Origin of the sequence: Stenotrophomonas maltophilia, assembly GCF_001676385.1 — a bacterium.
In the GTDB taxonomy this organism is placed as follows: domain Bacteria; phylum Pseudomonadota; class Gammaproteobacteria; order Xanthomonadales; family Xanthomonadaceae; genus Stenotrophomonas; species Stenotrophomonas maltophilia_J.
Genome location: NZ_LYVJ01000009.1, coordinates 147,513 through 162,723, shown reverse-complemented (window position 1 = coordinate 162,723; position 15,211 = coordinate 147,513). Strand labels below are relative to the sequence as shown.

The window sequence follows — 15,211 nt, the reverse complement described above, 5'->3', positions numbered from 1 at the left end:
TGCAGGACTGCCGCGCGCACGGGCGATGGCCCCAGCGTAGCGGGCTTCGGGCAAGAAGTGAATACAAATTCAAAAATTGAAACTAGAATCAGAATATGGCCTATAAACGCTCTGCATTGATGGAAGAACGCCTGGCCGGGGCCCGTGAACGGATCCTGCTGGCCACCCGCGAGCTGGTCGCCACCGGCGGTTGGCGCAATGCCCCGGTGACCGCCGTGGCGACCCAGGCCGGGGTGTCCACCGGCCTGATCTACCGCCACTTCCCGTCCAAGGCCGAGCTGTTCGTGGAGGTGCTCAACGCCGCCGTGGCCCACGAAGTGGCGATCATGGAGCGCATCGCCAGTGGCCCGGAGGCGGCCAGCGAGCGGCTGCGGCTGGCGATCACCGCCTTCGTCCGCCGTGCCCTGGCCGGGCCGGGGCTGGCGCACGCCTTCATCGTCGAACCGGTCGATCCGGATGTGGAAGCCGAGCGCATGCGCGGCCGCCGTGCATTCGGCGATGTGTTCCTGCGGCTGGTGGAAGAGGGCGTGGCCGCTGGCGAGCTGCCCGCGCAGGACGCGCACGCCACGGCCGCGTGCCTGGTCGGCGCGTTCACCGAAGCGATGGTCGGCCCGACTGCACCCAGCCGCGAAGCGCATCGGGACGAGGACGCGCTGGTCGATGCGATCTGCAGCTTCTGCCTGCGCGCGATCGGTGCCCCGGCAATTCGGTAGCGCCGGCCGCTGGTGGCTTCCATGCCGGGGTCAGATCCCTTCTGCGTCGCAAAAGGGATCTGACCCCGGCACCCCGGCATGTTGCGCCGCATCAGCAACGACGCCTGTTGTCGCACGCAAAGCGCGTTCTATACTCGGCCCATCACGCAGTCGCTCAGCCGTGGTCCAACGACTATCAGCCAGGGGTAACGAAGAGTGCGGAATTACGATCTGGAGTTCCTGAAACGCTTCTCCATGGTGATCGCGCTGCTGGCGACCATCACCCTCGGCCTCATCCTCCTTGCCGCCTACCTCCACACCCGGATTCCGCCCGAGGTCTCGCCCACTGCGGCCAAGCGCACCGAACAGCGCATCTCGCCCACCGGTGCGGTCTATGCCGGCAGCACCGGCGCCGCCGCGCAGGCCGCAGCCAAGGCTGCCGCACTGGCCAAGGCCGCCTCGCAGGTGGCCTACGGCGGCACCAAGGACGGTAAGGTCATCTTCGACAACCTGTGCACCGCCTGCCATACCACCGGAGTGGGCATGGCACCGACGCTGGACCATTCGCACTGGGACAAGCGCATCGCACAGGGCAAGGACACCCTCTACAAGCACGCCATCGAGGGCTACACCGGCCCGGATGGCGGCATCATGCCACCCAAGGGCGGTAACGCGGCACTGACCGAGGAGCAGATCCACGCCACCGTGGACTGGATGCTGGGCAACCTGAAATAGCCGCCGCAACGCGCCGCTTCCTGTAGAGCCGAGCCCACGCTCGGCTGCTCTGCGCACGGTGTGGCCAGGCGCAGCCGAGCGTGGGCTCGGCTCTACCACCTACTAAGCTTTGCCCACCGAGGCCTGATTGCCCCTGTGCCCCCGCCGCGCAGGCGGATCTCCGCATTTCAGGGTTAGTCTGTGCGCCCTCTCCCAGGAATCGCCCGTCGATGCGCCGCCGTTCCCTCGCCCTTGCCCTGACCCTGTTGCTACCGGCCAGCGCCTTCGCCCAGGCCCAGCCGCAGGCCACGCCGGTCGCGACGCCCCCCGCCGCGCGCAGCAGCGCCCCCGAGGTGCTGACCGCCGCGCCGGCCGACTGGCGCGCGCTGGATGGCCAGCGCGTGCGCATCGCCGCACCGCTGACCCTGGCCGGTAGCGATGGCCTGGAGCATTTCGGCCAGCTCACCGCGGCCTTCGGCGGCCGCCTCTGGCAGCCGACCGAAGTGGCCGCGCCGGGCACTGCCGGCTACGCACAGGTGATGGCCGACAACCAGCGCCGCCGCCTGGTGCTGGAAGATGGCAGTGATGCCCGCGACCGGGGCAGCGTCGCCTACCTGCCGGGCAACCCGGTGCTGCGCACCGGCATGCAGCTGCGCAACGTGGAGGGCATCGTGCGCGTGGACGCACAGGGCCGCCCACGCCTGCAGGTCGAAGGCGTGCTGAAGCTGCCGGAGCTGAAGCGTCCCGCGGTGCCGACGGTGCCGGGCAGCCTGCATGTGGCCGCCTTCAACCTGGAGAACTTCTTCAATGGCGACGGCCAGGGCGGTGGCTTCCCCACCCTGCGTGGTGCGCGCACGCTGGACGAGCACCAAGCGCAGGTGGCCAAGCTGGTCGCCACGGTCAACGCGCTCGGCGCCGATGTCGCGGCGCTGATGGAACTGGAGAACGACGGCTACGGCCCGCAGTCGGCCATCGCCGAACTGGTCGATGCCCTCAACCGCGACCGTGGTGCGCAGGGGGACTGGCGCTTCGTCGACGCAGGCAAGGGTCCTGGCGACAACCCGATCCGGGTCGGGATCATCTACCGCAGCTCGCGCCTGCAGCCGGTCGGCACGCCGGCCACGCTGACCGGCGGCCCGTTCGTCGAACACAGCCGCGTCCCGTTGGCACAGGCCTTCCAGGGCAAGCAGGGCGCGCCATTCGTGGTGGTCGCCAACCACTTCAAGTCGAAAGGCTGCCGCGACGCGAGCGGCGCCGATGCCGACCACAATGACAACCAGGGCTGCTGGAACGTCACCCGCGTGGCCTCGGCGCAGCAGCTGCACGCCTGGCTGCAGACCGACCCGACCGGTACCGGTGCAAAGGACGCGGTGCTGCTCGGTGATTTCAATGCCTACGCCATGGAAGACCCGATCCGCACCCTGCATGACCTGGGCTGGCAGGATGCGTTCAAGGTCGCCAAGGTCGGGCATCCCTACAGTTACGTCTACAACGGCTACACCGGGCGCCTCGATCACGCGCTGCTGAGCCCGGGCATGGCCAAGCGCCTGCGCGGTGCCGCAGAGTGGCACAGCAACGCCGACGAACAGGACGCCAGCGGCTACCAGGGCCGCAACGTGCAGGGCCCGTGGCGCAGCTCCGACCACGACCCGCTGCTGCTGGGTTTCGACAAGTAACGCGCCAGGCCGGGGTCGGATCCCATTCCCACGGAATGGGCTCTGACCCCTACGCCTCAGACCCCGCGATGCCTTGGGTCAGAGCCCATTCCGTGGGAATGGGATCCGACCCCGGGTATCGCTCACCCCCAGGCGATCAAGCCGATCGCCAGCACCGCCAGCGCCAGGCCGGCGCGGTTCCATTTCGTGGTGGCTTCGCCGAAGGCGAACACGCCCACCAGCGCACCCAGCACCACCACGCCGATGTTCATCCCGGCGAACACAGTGGCCGGGCTGTCCGGCATCGCCTGGTGCGCGTGCACATAAAAGAGGATGTTGCCGCCGTTGAGCAGGCCCAGCAGCGCACCGGCGCCGAGGTTGCGCCAGGCCAGCCGGCTGCGACCGCTGAAGTGCCGCCACAGCTGCAGCGCCAGCATCAGCACGAAGGCCACGCTGAAGCTGGCCAGCACCGCCGCCATCGACGGCGTGCCGGACAGCGCCACCTGCTTGAGCAGCACGTCCACCACCGCGAAGCCGGCCCATACGCCCAGCAGCCAGCCCCAACCACCGGGCGAGGACGTCACCGCCGGGCCGCGCGGGCGCAGGCTGATGGCCACCATCGCCAGCAGGCCCAGGCCGAGCCCGGCCAGCTTCCACGGTGTGGCGGTCTGGCCGAAGAACAGAAAGGCCGCCGCCAGCGACAGCAGCAGCGACAACCGCTGTGCCACGTCGCTGCGGACGATGCCGGCCACCGCCACCGCGCGGCCCAGGACCAGGAAGATCGAGGGCAGCACCACCGCCAGCGCCAGCAATGGCAGCCACGGCGCGTGCGGTGCGCGCAGTGCATCCAGCGGCGGCCGCAGCACCGCGGCCGTCAGCGTTGCCGCCACCAGATAGTTCCAGGTGACCATCTGCGCGACGTCCAGCTGGCGGCGTCCGGCCACCTTCAACAACACCGAAACCAGCACGCTGCAGATCACGGCCAAAGACAGGTAGAGCATGGGGCGGGCACAGGGCAGGGGCGGGGGACGGTATCATGGTGCCATGCACAAGCCCTCGTTCCCTGTCGCCGCTGGCGAAACTGCATGCCTGATGCTGGACGGCCCGGCCGGCCCGCTGGAAGTGGTCGTCGACCTGCCCAAGGCCGATGTGCCGGTGCAGCCGATCGTGGCCATCGTCTGCCATCCGCTGTCCACCGAAGGCGGCACCCTGCACAACAAGGTGGTCACCATGACCGCCACCACCCTGCGCGAGCTGGGCATCACCACGGTGCGCTTCAACTTCCGCAGCGTCGGCGCCTCGGCCGGTGAGTTCGACCACGGCGTGGGTGAGCAGGATGACCTGAAGGCCGTCGCCGCCTGGGTGCGCAGCCAGCGCCCCGACGACCGCCTGTGGCTGGCCGGTTTCAGCTTCGGTTCGTTCGTATCGCTGAAGGCGGCCGCCGAGCTCCAGCCCGAAGCGTTGATCTCGATCGCGCCACCGGCCGGCCGCTGGGATTTCGATGGCATCGTTCCGCCGGCGCGCTGGCTGGTGATCCAGGGCGAGCAGGACGAGATCGTCGACCCGCAGGCCGTCTACCAGTGGCTGGACACGCTGGATTTCCCGCATGAGCTGGTGCGCATGCCGGAGACCAGCCACTTCTTCCATCGCAAGCTGATCGACCTGCGCGGCGCGCTGACCCACGGCGTCAAACACTGGCTGGGCGCAGCGGCATGAGTGCAACCGAGTTGACCCCGTCGCAGCGGTATGCGGAAGGGGTCGCGCGTGGCGACTGGCAGAACGATCCGGCCCAGCATGCGGCGCTGGCCGAACTGGACCGCATCCACCTGGGCCTGCTGGACAGTGCCGAGGACGGCTGGCTGGACCGCCTGTCCTCGTTCTGGAAGAAGCCCGAGCCGGTCAAGGGCCTGTACTTCTGGGGCGGCGTCGGCCGCGGCAAGACCTTCCTGGTCGACCTGTTCTATGACGGCCTGCCGATCAAGCAGAAGTACCGCACGCACTTCCACCGCTTCATGCGCAGCGTCCATGAACGCCTGCGCGAGCACCAGGGCCAGAGCGACCCGCTGGCGAAGATCGCCCAGGAATGGCGCAGCAACCTGCGCGTACTGGTGCTGGACGAGTTCTTCGTCACCGACATCGGTGATGCGATGCTGCTGGCACGGTTGCTGGAGCGCCTGTTTGCTGAAGGCGTGACCCTGGTCACCACCTCCAACACCGCGGTGGAGAATCTGTACCTCAACGGCCTGCAGCGCGAGAGCTTCCTGCCGGCCATCGGCCTGCTGCAGCGCTTCTGCGTCGAGCTGTACGCCGAGGGCACCGAGGATTACCGGATGCGCGCGCTGACCCGCTCGCCGGTGTACCGCGCGCCGTTGGCCGCCGACAGCGACGACTGGCTGGCCATGCGCTGGAGTGAGCTGAGTGGCGGCCAGCCGGCCAAGGCCGGCAACATCGAGATCGAGGCCCGCAAGATCCCGGTCCGGGGCCGTGGCAAGAGCATCGCCTGGTTTGATTTCGCCGCGCTGTGCGAAGGTCCACGCGGGCCGTCGGACTACATCGAGATCGCGCACGAATTCAATACGGTGCTGCTGGGCGGCATCCCGGCTTTCGACCGGCTGAACGAGGATGCGGCCCGCCGCTTCGTCAACCTGATCGACGAGCTGTACGACCGCCACGTCAACCTGGTCTGCACGGCCAGCACCTCGCCGATCGAGCTGTACACCGGCCAGCGCCTGCAGGGCGCATTCGAGCGCACCGCCTCGCGCCTGATCGAAATGCAGAGCGCCGAATACCTGGGCACCCCGCACCGGGCGTGAAGGTGATTCCTGTAGAGCCGAGCCCATGCTCGGCTGCTTCCGCAGGGTTCGCCGGAAGGCAGCCGAGCGCAGGCTCGGCTCTACATGAGCCGGCCGGGGTCGCCCGTCCACCGGATCCCCACCGGCTGCCCACCACCTATCCACAGGGTTGTCCCTGGCCAGCTTCATCACTGTCATGTGAAGCTGTCATTGTTCCATTTCCGCGGTGCGTTGTACCGCCGCGATGACGCTTTCCGGGCTTGACTGCGCAGCCCGTTCCGGCAGGTCCGAAGCGTCTGATCCGGGCGCTGATGGCACGATCCTTGCGGCGCAAGGGATTGCCGAATTTCACTATATTTGGCGTTGACGGGCCCTGTTACCCCCACTATCTTGTGGCTGTCGGTCGCAACGACCCCAAGCCTGGGGGTCCACGGGGACAGCCCTTCGTGATCGTCAACGGCAGTGGCAGGCGCAGGGTCTCAGTCCCTGCGACGCCTTCCTGCCATCCTGGGCCGTCATGTCCCGGGTTGCGTCACCCCGATGCATCGAGCACCCCAATCACGCCAAGAGGACATACGCCGTGACCACCGAATCCAGCGCTACCATCGAGAAGGAAAGCGAGTTCCTGTTGACGTCGCCGCCGACGGCCAACGCGATGAGCGTGACCAAGCGCAACGGCACGACCGAGCTGGTGGATCTGAACAAGATCGTGCGTGCGGTGCAGCGTTCCTCCGAAGGCCTGCACGCCGTCGATCCGATGCGCGTGGCCACCCGCACCATCTCTGGCCTGTACAACGGCGCCACCACCCGCGAGCTGGACGAACTGTCCATCCGCACCGCCGCGCTGCTGATCGGTGAAGAGCCCGAGTACGGCCGCCTCGCTGCGCGCCTGCTGGCCAACTACATCGCCAAGGAAGTCTCGGGCCAGGAAATCTACGCATTCTCGCAGTCGGTGAGCCGTGGCCATGAAGTCGGCCTGATCAACGACCGCCTGCTGAACTTCGTGCAGACCAACGCGCGCAAGCTCAACGATGCCATCGACGGCGCACTGGACCTGAACTTCGATTACTTCGGCCTGCGTACCCTGTACGACCGGTACCTGCTGCGCCACCCGCACACCCGCAAGGTGATCGAGACCCCGCAGCAGTTCTTCCTGCGCATTGCCAGCGCGCTGAGCGAGGACGTGCCCGAGACCCTGGCGCTGTACAAGCGCATGGGCAACCTGGACTACCTGCCGTCCAGCCCGACCCTGTTCAATTCCGGCACCACCCACGAGCAGCTGTCCTCATGCTTCCTGCTGGATTCGCCGCAGGATTCGCTGGAATCGATCTACGCCAAATATGGTGACATCGCCCAGCTGTCGAAGTTCTCCGGCGGCATCGGCGTCAGCTACACCCGCGTGCGTTCGCGTGGTTCGCTGATCAAGTCGACCAACGGGCACTCCAACGGCATCGTGCCGTGGCTGAAGACCATGGATTCGTCGGTGGCGGCGGTGAACCAGGGCGGCAAGCGCAAGGGCGCGGCCTGCGTGTACCTGGAAACCTGGCACGCCGACATCGAGGACTTCCTCGAGCTGCGCGACAACACCGGTGACGAAGCGCGCCGTACCCACAACCTGAACCTGGCCAACTGGGTGCCGGACCTGTTCATGAAGCGTGTCGAGGCCGACCAGGAATGGTCGCTGTTCGATCCGCGCGTGGTGCCGGAATTCACCGACCTGTACGGTGAAGCCTTCGAGGCCGCCTACCTGCAGGCCGAAGCCCAGGGCAAGGCCAGCCGCACCATCTCCGCGCGCAAGCTGTATGCCCGCATGATGCGCACGCTGGCCGAGACCGGCAACGGCTGGATGACCTTCAAGGACAAGTGCAACCGCGCCAGCAACCAGACCCTGCGCCCGGGCAACGTGATCCACCTGTCCAACCTGTGCACCGAGATCCTGGAAGTCACTTCCAACGATGAAACCGCGGTGTGCAACCTGGGTTCGATCAACCTCGGCAACCACTTCGACGAGCACAACGAGTTCGACTACGAGAAGCTGGCCGAGACCGTGCGCCTGGCCGTGCGCCAGCTCGACCGCGTCATCGACCTGAACTTCTACCCGATCGAAACCGCGCGCCGCGCCAACCTGCGCTGGCGTCCGGTCGGCCTGGGCTGCATGGGCCTGCAGGACGTGTTCTTCCGCAAGCGCCTGCCGTTCGACAGCGCCGAAGCCCGCGCGCTGTCGAAGAAGATCGCCGAGACGATCTATTTCCACGCGCTGGAAACCTCCTGCGAGCTGGCCCAGGAGCGCGGCAAGCACCCGTCGTTCAACGACACCCGTGCTGCCAGCGGCGAGCTGCAGTTCGATGCCTGGAACGTGGTGCCGGAAGATACCGCGCGCTGGGATGCCCTGCGGGCCCGCATCAAGGAGCACGGCCTGCGCAACTCGCTGATGATCGCGATCGCCCCGACCGCGACCATCGCCTCGATCGCCGGCTGCTACGAGTGCGTCGAGCCGCAGGTGTCCAACCTGTTCAAGCGCGAGACCCTGTCCGGTGACTTCCTGCAGGTCAACCGTTACCTGGTCAACGAGCTGAAGAAGCTGGGCCTGTGGACCCCGGAAATGCGCGATGCCATCAAGCTGGCCGAGGGCTCCATCCAGGGCGTCACCCAGATTCCGGAAGCGCTGCGCGAGGTCTACCGCACCGCGTGGGAACTGCCGATGCGTTCGCTGATCGACATGGCTGCCGAGCGTGGCGCGTTCATCGACCAGTCGGCCTCGCTCAACCTGTTCATGGAAAGCCCGAACATCGGCGCGATGTCCTCCATGTACATGTACGCGTGGAAGCAGGGCATCAAGACCACCTACTACCTGCGTTCGCGCCCGGCCACCAAGATCGCCAAGACCACGGTCAGCAGCTACACCCCGGCCGAAGCCGTGGCCTGCTCGCTGGAAAACCCGGAAGCCTGCGAGGCCTGCCAGTAACACACCGCGCGGTGGGTGCCGACCGTTGGTCGGCACTCGAGCACCTCGCGCCTGTAGAGCCGAGCCATGCTCGGCTGCAGCACGGAAACACCAAGGTAGCGCCGGGCCACGCCCGGCGTTTTGACCCGAGAAGACAAGGAAACACCCATGGCCGACAAGCCCAAGCAGATGCTGCTCGATCCCGGTTTCGAACTGACCCTGCGCCCGATGCGCTACCCGCAGTTCTATGACATGTACCGGAATGCGATCAAGAACACCTGGACGGTGGAAGAGATCAATTTCCAGATCGACATCACTGATCTGCACAGCAAGATGTCGCCGGCCGACCGCCACCTGATCCATCGCCTGGTCGCGTTCTTCGCCACCGGTGATTCGATCGTGTCCAACAACCTGGTGCTGAACCTTTACCAGCATCTCAATGCGCCCGAAGCGCGCATGTACCTGTCGCGCCAGCTGTACGAGGAAGCACTGCACGTGCAGTTCTACCTGACCCTGCTCGATAACTACCTGCCGGATCCGGAAGAGCGTGCCAAGGCGTTCTCGGCGGTGGAGAACATCGACTCGATCAAGAAGAAGGCCGACTTCTGCTTCAAGTGGATCGACTCGATCCAGGACCTGCGCCGCATCGAAACCCGCGAGCAGCGCCGCCAGTTCCTGCTGAACCAGATCTGCTTTGCCGCCTGCATCGAAGGCCTGTTCTTCTTTGCCGCGTTCGCCTACGTGTACTACTTCCGGTCGCGCGGCCTGCTGCCGGGCCTGGCCTCGGGCACCAACTGGGTGTTCCGCGACGAGAGCTGCCATATGGAGTTCGCTTTCGAAGCCGTGCGTACCGTGCGCGAGGAAGAGCCCGACCTGTTCGACGATGAACTGAAGCAGCAGGTCTACCAGATGCTGGAAGAAGCGATCGAGTGCGAGCTGCAGTTTGCCGAGGACGTGCTGTCCGGCGGCGTGGCGGGCATCTCCACCCGCGACATGCGCCAGTACCTGCAGCACTGCGCCGACCAGCACTTCGCCAAGCTGGGCATGGAAAAGAAGTACAACGTGCGCAATCCGCTGCCGTTCATGGAACTGCAGGACGTGCAGGAGTTGACCAACTTCTTCGAACGCCGCGTCTCGGCCTACCAGGTCGGCGTGCAGGGCGAAGTGGCCTTCGACATGAATTTCTGATCGAACCGGTCAGGTCTGTCGGAACGAGAAACCCCGGCCGACGCCGGGGTTTTTTGTTGCTCTGCTGCCGGCCGGTCCAACGCTTCCGGCTCCTCACGCTGACCCGGGGCCGGGCACAGCCTAGCCGAGCACCCGCGACGGCGCCTGCACGGGGCCGTCGCCGTTGCGCGGGTGGTGCCCCCGTGCAGCGTAGCGTCGCCTGCACGGGGGCGTGGCTTAAAATTGCCGGACCCCACCGCGAGCCCTGCCATGACCCCGACCCCCGAGACCGTGCCGCCCACCGAAGTGCGCATGGCCGAAATCGTCTTTCCCAACCACACCAACCACCTCGGCACTCTGTTTGGCGGCCAGGCGCTGGCATGGATGGACAAGGCCGCGTTCCTGGCCGCCGCGCGCTATTCGCGCCGTACCGTGGTCACCGCCCGCAGCGACCAGGTCGACTTCAAGCTGCCGATCCGTATCGGCCAGATGGTGGAAACCATCGGTCGCATCGTCGAGGTCGGCCGCAGCTCGATGAAGGTCGAGGTGGAGCTGATCGCCGAAGACCTGCACAGTGGCGAGCGCAAGCTGTGCACCCGCGGCCACTTCGTGATGATCGCGCTGGACGAGGAAGGCCACCCGATCGCGGTACCGCCGCTGCCGGCGGCCTGATGCCGGCTTGCGGGGGCGCCCCGGCGTCCCCATCTGGGCGCCATGACCCTGCCGCTGACCGACTTCATCGACCGCGCCCGGCGCCTGTTCGTGCTGACCGGCGCCGGTTGCAGCACCGCTTCTGGCATTCCCGACTACCGTGATGCCAACGGCCAGTGGAAGCGCACGCCGCCGGTGACCTACCAGGCGTTCATGGGTGAAGCGGCTACCCGCCAGCGTTACTGGGCGCGCAGCCTGGTGGGCTGGCCGCGCTTCGGCCGGGCTCGCCCCAACGCGACCCACCAGGCCCTGGCCACGCTGGAAAGCCGCGGGAAACTGCAGCTGCTGCTGACCCAGAATGTGGACGGCCTGCACCAGCGCGCTGGCAGCCACAACGTGATCGACCTGCATGGCCGCCTGGATCTCGTGCGCTGCATGGGCTGCGAACGCCGCAGTGGGCGCGAGGAGTTCCAGCAGCGGTTGCTGGATGCGAACCCCGGCTGGGACGCGCTGGAGGCCGGCATCGCCCCGGACGGTGATGCCGACCTGGAGACCGATTTCTCGCGCTTCGTGGTGCCCGATTGCCCTTCCTGCGGCGGCCTGCTGAAGCCGGACGTGGTGTTCTTTGGCGAAAACGTGCCACGTGAACGGGTGGCGGCGGTGCATGAGCACCTGCAACAGGCCGATGCCGTACTGGTGGTCGGCTCTTCATTGATGGTCTATTCCGGCTTCCGCTTCGTGCAGGCCGCGTCCAGGGCCGGGTTGCCGGTGGCGGCACTCAACCGCGGCCGCACCCGCGCCGACGACCTGCTGGTGTTCAAGGATGAGCGGGACTGCGCCGAGGCGTTGGCCGGGTGGGTGGCGGGCTGAGCCGAGCGTGGGCTCGGCTCTACAAGGGGCTGTTCGGCGCTCGGCTGCATGATCGGCTGCGAAACAGCGATCCATCCAGATGGTTGATCCGGGAGCCGCGCAGCGGTGCAATACGCATCCCCCTACGTCGTTCACCACCGTCTTGAGCCAGCTGTTTTCGCCGATCTCGTTCGGCCCCCTGACCCTGTCCAACCGCATCGTCATCGCGCCGATGTGCCAGTACTCCGCCGAAGATGGCCGTGCCAGCGACTGGCACGCCATGCACCTGGGCAACCTGGCGCAGTCCGGCGCCGGCCTGATGATCCTGGAAGCGACTGCGGTCGAACCCCGCGGTCGAATCAGCTGGGCGGACCTCGGCCTGTGGGACGACGGCACCGAGGCCGCGCTGGCCCAGGTGCTGGCCAGCATCCGTCGCTGGTCGCCGATGCCGCTGGGCATCCAGCTGGGCCATGCCGGGCGCAAGGCCTCGGTGCAGCGTCCGTGGGACGGTGGTGGCCAGCTGTCGGCCGATGATCCGCGTGGCTGGACGACGGTGGCGCCCTCGCCCCTGCCGTTCCGTGCCGTCGATCCGGCACCGCAGCAACTGGACGAGGCGGGTATCGCCGGGATCATTGCTGCTTTTGCTGCCAGCGCCGTGCGTGCCGAGCGACTGGGCTTCGAGCTGATCGAACTGCATGCCGCGCACGGCTACCTGCTGCACCAGTTCCTGTCGCCGCTGAGCAACCGCCGCAGCGATGGCTACGGCGGTTCGCTGCCAAACCGCCTGCGGCTGCTGGTGGAGGTGTTCGATGCGGTGCGCGCGGCGGTTTCGGCCAAGGTCGCGGTGGGCGTGCGCATTTCCGCCAGCGATTGGGTCGACGGCGGCTGGGACGTGGTGCAGAGCGAAGCGCTGGCACAGGTGCTGGAGGCCCGCGGCTGCGACTTCCTGCATGTCTCCAGCGGCGGCCTGGACGAGAAGCAGAAAATCAGTGTGGGCCCGGGCTACCAGGTACCGTTCGCCGCGGCGATCAAGGCCAAGGTGCGCATGCCGGTCATCGCCGTGGGCATGATCACCGAACCCGAGCAGGCCGAGTCCATCCTGCGCCACCGCCATGCCGATGCGGTAGCGCTCGCGCGCGGCATCCTCTACGACCCGCGGTGGCCGTGGCATGCCGCCGCCGCATTGGGTGACAGCGTGGTACCGGCACCGCAGTACCTGCGCTGTGAACCGCGCCAGGCGCGCGGCGTGTTCAAGGCGCGCTGAGGTGCAGGCCCGGCCGGCGCCAGTCCGCACGACCGGGCGCCGGTTCCGATCCTGAGGTGGCGGCGCGCCTGCATCGATGAGCAGCCGACCCATGCAGGCCTGCCGCCCGCTGCCTTACACTCGCGCGATGCGCCCCGATTCCATCCTTACCCTGTCCTGCCCCGACCGTACCGGTATCGTCTACCGCGTGTCCGGCCTGCTGTTCGACCATGGCTGCAACATCCTCGACGCCCAGCAGTTCGGCGACGAGGAAAGCGGCCGCTTCTTCCTGCGCGTGCATTTCGACCGTGACGCCAGCCTTCCGCTGGAGACCGTGCACGCCGCGATGGCCACGCTCGCCGAAGGTTTCGGCATGGACTGGCAGCTGCACGATGGCCGCCGCCGCGCGCGCCTGCTGGTGCTGGTCAGCAAGCAGGGGCATTGCCTCAACGACCTGCTGTTCCGCACCCACAGCGGGCAGCTGAAGGTGGATATCGCTGCGGTCGCTTCCAACCATGCCGACTTCGCGCCGCTGGCTGCGTCCTACCAGGTACCGTTCCACCACCTGCCGGTGACAGCGGAGACGCGGGCGGTCCAGGAACAACAGATCATCGACCTGGTCGAGCGCGAGCGCATCGACCTGGTGGTGCTGGCCCGTTACATGCAGATCCTGTCGCCGGCGCTGTGCCGCGCGCTGGCCGGCCGCGCGATCAACATCCACCACAGCTTCCTGCCCAGCTTCAAGGGCGCGCAGCCGTACCACCAGGCGCACGCGCGCGGAGTCAAGATCATTGGCGCCACCGCGCACTACGTTACCGAGGACCTGGACGAAGGCCCGATCATCGAACAGGACGTGGCCCGCGTGGACCACGCGATGACACCGCGCGAGCTGGTGCGGCTGGGCAGCGACACCGAGTCGCTGGTACTGGCGCGCGCGGTGCGTCGCCATGTCGAGCACCGCATCCTGCTCAACGGGCACCGCACAGTCGTGTTCCGCTAGGCGACGTTCTGTAGAGCCGAGCCATGCTCGGCTGCTCTTCGGTCCAATGCCGTGTGCCTCGCGGATGAGCCGAGCATGGCCCGGCTCTACAGGGCAACTCAGATGATTGCGATCCCGGCCTTGCCCAGCGCCTCACGCACCATCGCGTCGTTGGCTTCGGTTACCGGCCGGGTCAGGTCCCACAGGAACTTCACCCGGAAGCCGGCCTTGGCAGCATCCTGGGCACTCCACAGCACGCAGTAGTCGCGGGCGAGGCCGCACACGTGTACTTCGCGGATGCGGCGCTCATGCAGCCAGCCGGCCAGGCCGGTGGCCGGGCGCTCGCCGTCGGGGCCATGGTTCTCGCGGAAGGCACTGTACGAATCCACTTGCGGGCGCGTGCCCTTGCGCAGGATCAGGTCGGCCACGGTCCAGTCCACGCCCGGGTGCAGGCCGGCACCGGCGCTGCCCTGCACGCAATGGTCCGGCCACAGGGTCTGCGGTTGCGCGTGCAGCAGGATGGTCTCGAACGGACGCTTGCCGGGATGCTGGCTGGCAAATGATGCGTGGTCGGCCGGATGCCAGTCCTGCGTGGCCACGACCGTGCAGTAGCGTCGCTGGGCCAGCAGCGCTGCCATCGGGGCCACCAGCGCATCGCCCTGGTCGCAGGCCAGGGCGCCACCGGGCATGAAGTCCGGTTGCAGGTCGATCACCAGCAGGGCGACATCGGCGGGCAGGGCGGTCATCGCAGGTCCGGCACAACGGAAGGGGCGACCAGCGTGGCCGCCCCATGGTCACACGTCAATCATCCTGCGGCGTCCCAGCGTCCTGCCCGTAGTACAGCAGGCCGATCCGGATCCGCTCGCGGCCGTTCTCGCGGCGATGGCGGTTGGCATCGCGCAGCGAGTACACGCAGCCGCAGTATTCCTGCTGGTAGAACTGCTCGCGCTTGCTGATCTCGATCATGCGGCTGGCACCGCCGCCCTTGCGCCAGTTGTAGTCCCAGTACTGCAGGCCGTCATAGCGTGAGGCGGCACGGATGCCGCACGCGTTGATCTGCGCCATGTTCTTCCAGCGCGAGATGCCCAGCGACGAACTGATGGTGTCATAGCCGTTCTCGTGCGCGTACAGCGCGGTACGCTCGAAACGCATATCGAAGCACATCGTGCAGCGGATGCCCCGCTCGGGTTCGTTCTCCATGCCACGGGCACGGCTGAACCAGTTGTCGGTGTCATAGTCGCAGTCGATGAATGGGATGTTGTGCTGCTCGGCGAAGCGGATGTTCTCCTGCTTGCGCAGCTCGTACTCCTTTACCGGGTGGATGTTGGGGTTGTAGAAGAAGATTGCGTAGTCGATTCCGGAGGCGGTGATTGCTTCCATCACCTCGCCGGAACACGGCGCGCAGCACGAATGCAGCAGCAGGCGCTTGCCATCGGCCGGCAGGGACAGGAGGGGACGTTGGAACTGGGTCATCATCAGGTACCGCACGGACCGCCGGCGACGGCGGCGGCCCGTGCATCGGGTT

General features: G+C 67.1%; 14 protein-coding genes. 11 read left to right on the top strand and 3 right to left on the bottom strand.

The window, feature by feature from the left end; all coding sequences use genetic code 11:
- Positions 1-95: 95 nt before the first annotated feature.
- From A9K58_RS13185 to A9K58_RS13175, 3 genes are all read left to right on the top strand, one after another.
- Positions 96-713, top strand: a complete 618-nt coding sequence (locus A9K58_RS13185; RefSeq protein ID WP_065199750.1) for a TetR/AcrR family transcriptional regulator — start codon at positions 96-98, stop codon at positions 711-713.
- Between the two features lie 195 nt (positions 714-908).
- A complete protein-coding gene (locus tag A9K58_RS13180) occupies positions 909-1,427 on the top strand; it encodes a c-type cytochrome (protein WP_065199749.1) in 519 nt (172 codons plus the stop codon).
- Positions 1,428-1,636: 209 nt separating this feature from the next.
- A complete protein-coding gene (locus A9K58_RS13175; protein WP_065199748.1) occupies positions 1,637-3,082 on the top strand; it encodes an ExeM/NucH family extracellular endonuclease in 1,446 nt (481 codons plus the stop codon).
- 122 nt (positions 3,083-3,204) lie between these two features.
- Here A9K58_RS13175 and A9K58_RS13170 read toward each other — a convergent pair whose 3' ends face one another.
- Positions 3,205-4,062 carry an EamA family transporter gene (locus tag A9K58_RS13170; protein ID WP_065199747.1) on the bottom strand — a complete coding sequence of 286 codons (858 nt, stop codon included), beginning with the start codon at positions 4,060-4,062 and terminating at the stop codon, positions 3,205-3,207.
- Between the two features lie 43 nt (positions 4,063-4,105).
- Here A9K58_RS13170 and A9K58_RS13165 point away from each other — a divergent pair, with 43 nt between their 5' ends.
- From A9K58_RS13165 to purU, 8 genes are all read left to right on the top strand, one after another.
- Positions 4,106-4,777: an alpha/beta hydrolase gene (locus A9K58_RS13165; protein ID WP_065199746.1), complete on the top strand. Its 672-nt coding sequence runs from the start codon at positions 4,106-4,108 to the stop codon at positions 4,775-4,777.
- Positions 4,774-5,874 carry a cell division protein ZapE gene (zapE, locus tag A9K58_RS13160; RefSeq protein WP_065199745.1) on the top strand — a complete coding sequence of 367 codons (1,101 nt, stop codon included), beginning with the start codon at positions 4,774-4,776 and terminating at the stop codon, positions 5,872-5,874. Before A9K58_RS13165 ends, zapE begins: the two co-directional genes overlap by 4 nt.
- 559 nt (positions 5,875-6,433) lie before the next feature.
- Positions 6,434-8,818: a ribonucleoside-diphosphate reductase subunit alpha gene (locus A9K58_RS13155; protein WP_065199744.1), complete on the top strand. Its 2,385-nt coding sequence runs from the start codon at positions 6,434-6,436 to the stop codon at positions 8,816-8,818.
- A gap of 147 nt (positions 8,819-8,965) precedes the next feature.
- Positions 8,966-9,985: a ribonucleotide-diphosphate reductase subunit beta gene (locus A9K58_RS13150; RefSeq protein WP_065199743.1), complete on the top strand. Its 1,020-nt coding sequence runs from the start codon at positions 8,966-8,968 to the stop codon at positions 9,983-9,985.
- A gap of 249 nt (positions 9,986-10,234) precedes the next feature.
- Positions 10,235-10,636, top strand: a complete 402-nt coding sequence (locus A9K58_RS13145; RefSeq protein ID WP_065199742.1) for an acyl-CoA thioesterase — start codon at positions 10,235-10,237, stop codon at positions 10,634-10,636.
- A 42-nt stretch (positions 10,637-10,678) separates the two neighbouring features.
- The gene (locus A9K58_RS13140) at positions 10,679-11,485 is read left to right on the top strand and encodes an NAD-dependent protein deacetylase (RefSeq protein WP_065199741.1); all 807 of its coding nucleotides are present in this window, start codon (positions 10,679-10,681) and stop codon (positions 11,483-11,485) included.
- Between the two features lie 142 nt (positions 11,486-11,627).
- Positions 11,628-12,728, top strand: a complete 1,101-nt coding sequence (locus A9K58_RS13135; RefSeq protein ID WP_081284061.1) for an NADH:flavin oxidoreductase/NADH oxidase — start codon at positions 11,628-11,630, stop codon at positions 12,726-12,728.
- Positions 12,729-12,855: 127 nt separating this feature from the next.
- Entirely contained in the window at positions 12,856-13,707 is an 852-nt protein-coding gene (purU, locus tag A9K58_RS13130) for a formyltetrahydrofolate deformylase (protein WP_065199812.1), read from the top strand.
- 98 nt (positions 13,708-13,805) lie between these two features.
- On the opposite strand, the gene pncA is transcribed toward purU, so the two are convergent.
- Together pncA and A9K58_RS13120 are read right to left on the bottom strand one after the other, a co-directional pair.
- Positions 13,806-14,432 carry a bifunctional nicotinamidase/pyrazinamidase gene (pncA, locus tag A9K58_RS13125; RefSeq protein ID WP_065199740.1) on the bottom strand — a complete coding sequence of 209 codons (627 nt, stop codon included), beginning with the start codon at positions 14,430-14,432 and terminating at the stop codon, positions 13,806-13,808.
- A gap of 55 nt (positions 14,433-14,487) precedes the next feature.
- Entirely contained in the window at positions 14,488-15,159 is a 672-nt protein-coding gene (locus tag A9K58_RS13120; protein ID WP_065199811.1) for an epoxyqueuosine reductase QueH, read from the bottom strand.
- Between the last annotated feature and the right edge of the window lie 52 nt (positions 15,160-15,211).

Coding starts and splice junctions, on each gene's coding strand:
- A9K58_RS13185 (WP_065199750.1), top strand. CDS start 96: ATGGCCTATAAACGCTCTGCATTGATGGAAGAACGCCTGGCCGGGGCC.
- A9K58_RS13175 (WP_065199748.1), top strand. CDS start 1,637: ATGCGCCGCCGTTCCCTCGCCCTTGCCCTGACCCTGTTGCTACCGGCC.
- A9K58_RS13170 (WP_065199747.1), bottom strand. CDS start 4,062: ATGCTCTACCTGTCTTTGGCCGTGATCTGCAGCGTGCTGGTTTCGGTG.
- A9K58_RS13165 (WP_065199746.1), top strand. CDS start 4,106: ATGCACAAGCCCTCGTTCCCTGTCGCCGCTGGCGAAACTGCATGCCTG.
- zapE (WP_065199745.1), top strand. CDS start 4,774: ATGAGTGCAACCGAGTTGACCCCGTCGCAGCGGTATGCGGAAGGGGTC.
- A9K58_RS13150 (WP_065199743.1), top strand. CDS start 8,966: ATGGCCGACAAGCCCAAGCAGATGCTGCTCGATCCCGGTTTCGAACTG.
- A9K58_RS13145 (WP_065199742.1), top strand. CDS start 10,235: ATGACCCCGACCCCCGAGACCGTGCCGCCCACCGAAGTGCGCATGGCC.
- A9K58_RS13140 (WP_065199741.1), top strand. CDS start 10,679: ATGACCCTGCCGCTGACCGACTTCATCGACCGCGCCCGGCGCCTGTTC.
- purU (WP_065199812.1), top strand. CDS start 12,856: ATGCGCCCCGATTCCATCCTTACCCTGTCCTGCCCCGACCGTACCGGT.
- pncA (WP_065199740.1), bottom strand. CDS start 14,432: ATGACCGCCCTGCCCGCCGATGTCGCCCTGCTGGTGATCGACCTGCAA.
- A9K58_RS13120 (WP_065199811.1), bottom strand. CDS start 15,159: ATGACCCAGTTCCAACGTCCCCTCCTGTCCCTGCCGGCCGATGGCAAG.